Raw genomic sequence first — 3,392 nt, forward strand, 5'->3', positions numbered from 1 at the left:
TGGTCCACGAGCCGGGTTTCCAGGTCCAGTGCGATCTCTGGTTCCCGCACGAGCCACTGCCCGTTGGCGAGGGCCAGAGCGACACGCCACCGGTTTTGGTGATGACCTCGGCGTTCTCTGGATTCATCCAGGCACGGATGCTGCCGTCGCGGACGACGCCGGACCTTCTGGGCGGAATGTGGACTCTGCTGCAGGACGCGCAGGCCGTTCCGTCCAGGCTGCTGTGGGACAACGAATCCGGCATCGGCCGGCGCCGGCCCACAGAACCCGTGGCCGCGTTCGCCGGGTCCCTGGGACTGGAGATCAAGCTGCTTCCGCCGCGGGATCCGGAGTCCAAGGGCATGGTCGAGCGGATGAACAGGTTCTTCCGGCAACGCTTCATGCCCAGCCGGGACTTCCGCTCACCAGCGGATTTCAACGGCCAGCTCGAGGACTGGCTACCCAAGGCCAATCACCGGTACTCGCGGTCCCGCCACGGCCGCCCTGACGAGCTGATCGTCCTGGACCGGGAGAGGATGCGGGAACTGCCGCCGGTGACCCCGGACGCGGTGTTCCGCAACGCGGTGCGGCTGCCGCGGGATTACTACGTGCCGGTGTTCTCCAACGACTATTCCGTGGACCCGTCATACATCGGGCGGATCGTGGATGTCACCGCTGACCTGGACACTGTCTGGGTCACCCATGAGGGTGTCATCATCGCCACCCATGTCCGGGCATGGGCCCGGCACCTGGTGGTGACCGATCCGGCCCATGTGGCCCGCGCGGCGGTCATGCGCCGGGACTTCCGGACCCAGCGGGTGCACCGCACCGAACCCGAGGAAGCGGTGCAAGTGCGGGATCTGGCCGCCTACGACGAGATCTTCGGCATCGATCTTGGCCAGCAGCCGAACCTGGTCCTGGAGGCGGCCTCATGACCGGGACACCGTCACAGATCGAGTACTACGCCCGGGCCCTGCGCGCACCGAGGATCAGCGACGGGTTCCGCCGGCTCGGGGACCAGGCCCGGGACGCCGGCTGGTCCCACGAGGAGTACCTGGCCGCGGTCCTCTCCCGGGAAGTCTCCGAACGCGAAGCCTCCGGAGCGGCGACCCGGATCAAAGCCGCACGGTTCCCAGCCCACAAGGACCTCGAAGAGTTCAACTTCGACCACCAGCCCTCCGCGGACCGGAACCTCATCGCGCACCTGGGCACCGGGGTGTTCCTCTCCGAAGCCAAAAACGTGGTCCTCCTCGGGCCGCCCGGCACCGGCAAAACCCACCTCGCGGTCGGCATCGGCATCAAAGCAGCCAAGGCCGGGCACAGGGTCCTCTTCGACTCCGCCACCGGCTGGGTCGCCCGCCTGCAGGAAGCCCACTCCCACGGGAAACTCGCCCAGGAACTGGTCAAACTCCGCCGCTACGGGCTCCTCATCATCGACGAAGTAGGCTACATCCCGTTCGATCAGGACGCCGCGAACCTGTTCTTCCAGCTCGTCTCCAGCCGCTACGAACACGCCTCCATGATCCTGACGTCCAATGTCCCGTTCGCCCGCTGGGGCGACGTCTTCGGAGACCTGACCATCGCCTCGGCCATGATCGACAGGATCGTCCACCACGCCGACGTCATCAGCCTCAAAGGCAACAGCTACCGGCTCAAAAAACACCAACCCGCCGCCAGTACGGAACAATAGAACCACAACCCCGTGGCCCCGTTTTCAATTGGCACTACTGGCCCTATTTTCGGTCGGCGTTAACAGGATTTCCGCTTTGCTCACACTGATTCGGCGGCGACTCCGCGCCTGCCTTTGGTCCGTCGCCTTAGTCGTAGGTCGACCCCGGTGACGGTGTCATCGCCGAACACGTTCGATCTGACTACGGCGGCGTTGCTTGGACCCATCAGGGCAATCCGAGCCGTACACGGATCGGGTTGGGCGGGGTGTCGCAGGCAACCTCACCGGGACCCACTGTTGTTGCAACGTGCTTTCGGTTGCTCTGGTGGAGCTCGGGAGTCCCGGGTGGCAGCTTCCGCGCAGATCCGGCGTCACCGGCATACGCTTTGAGCGGCGGCTCGTCAGTTCGAACCTGCGCCGCCTCGCAGACCCGGCTGCGGTGACCGCCAGCCTTCCCGCTGACACCGACATCACCAGCACCCTCCGACGCCGTCGCCGGGGATTGACTGAAGAAGGCGGAAGCCCACACATCAACCTCACAACGATGGAGACCCCTGCCATCGGGAGAATAGTGCGCAGAAAAGTCATTGCCCGGCTGGACGGAGACCTTCACCGACCCCAGGCTCTGCACCGTGATCGTGGACCAAGCCACTTCCGGCCGGGACATCGAGACTGATACCGTCTCCTACCACCTCGTTCACACGTAGGGACAGCAGCAGCAATCCGCCTGAACGTCCTAACTAGAACAAGCATCTGTCGTGTCGCGCAGTCCGGTGGCAAGTGAGTGCTGATCGGAACGATTCCGACTACGAGGTGTTTCGCCTCGTGTCAGGAGGAGGGCAACCCGGCCATACGCAGGACTGCTACCAGACCTGCCGGGGTCCCTGGCCAGTGTCGCGTGATGACATCACTCCCCACACACCTGGCCGCGTATCGGAGAGCAATCGCGACGACCAATGCGTCATCAGCATACCCCAGCACCGGAATGAAATCCGGGACGAGGTCGATCGGAGAGATCAGATACACCAACAGCACGCCCGCCCAAATCCGGGCCCCGATCGGAAGGGCGCTGTCTGAGGCAAGGCGCTTCAGCAAGCGAACGACGTCCGGGGCGAGACGAAGAAGGTCCACAAGCGACGCACGGCCCGGGTGTTTGCGTTGCTCGAGCCAGAGAACAAGAACAAGCACCAGCCAGATCAGCACCAGCCCGCCGACGACGCTGAGGACAACCTGCCGCCAGTCAGACACGGCTACGATCCTTCGAGGACTGCGCCGGCATTCGGACGGGGAGAGATCGTCATAGCCAGATTCTCCCACCAGATGACCTCAACTTCTCCCAGCAGATGACCTCAACAATGGTGAAGGTGGGGCCCTGTTGGGTTTCCCGCGGCACCCCGCGAAGCCCGAACCGGCCCGTGCTGATTGTCTTGATGCGTTCGACGCGGGTTGACCTAGCTACAGTCATGCAACCATCGCCGAACGCTGACAGACATCCCGGTATAGAGATGAAGAGCCGATTCTCTGGTTTTTGGTGGGTCGTTTTGGGTGGTTAATGGGGTGAAGCCCCCACCGGGGGGTGGGGGCTTCACGTAATGGTTGTCCGGCGGTGTCCTACTCTCCCACACTCTCTCGGGTGCAGTACCATCGGCGCTGTGGGTCTTAGCTTCCGGGTTCGGAATGGGACCGGGCGTTTCCTCCACGCTGTGACCGCCGTAACCCTTGCTACCAGCCACCACCCCCCTGT

General features: G+C 64.0%; 3 protein-coding genes and 1 rRNA gene. 2 read left to right on the forward strand and 2 right to left on the reverse strand.

Annotated elements, in window-relative coordinates:
* On the forward strand, window positions 1-914 hold a 914-nt coding region (locus Y704_RS22030; RefSeq protein WP_051477245.1), incomplete at its 5' end, for an IS21 family transposase.
* Window positions 911-1,669, forward strand: coding sequence for an IS21-like element helper ATPase IstB (gene istB, locus Y704_RS0116020; RefSeq protein ID WP_026550862.1), 759 nt, complete (start codon window positions 911-913; stop codon window positions 1,667-1,669). The genes Y704_RS22030 and istB, both read left to right, overlap by 4 nt.
* Before the next feature lie 807 nt (window positions 1,670-2,476).
* Here the strand turns inward: istB and Y704_RS0116030 are convergent.
* The gene (locus tag Y704_RS0116030) at window positions 2,477-2,896 is read right to left on the reverse strand and encodes a YkvA family protein (protein ID WP_026550863.1); all 420 of its coding nucleotides are present in this window, start codon (window positions 2,894-2,896) and stop codon (window positions 2,477-2,479) included.
* 350 nt (window positions 2,897-3,246) lie between these two features.
* A 5S ribosomal RNA gene (gene rrf, locus Y704_RS0116035) occupies window positions 3,247-3,363 on the reverse strand.
* Between the last annotated feature and the right edge of the window lie 29 nt (window positions 3,364-3,392).

The organism is Arthrobacter sp. Br18 (assembly GCF_000520555.1).
Taxonomy (GTDB): domain Bacteria; phylum Actinomycetota; class Actinomycetes; order Actinomycetales; family Micrococcaceae; genus Arthrobacter_D.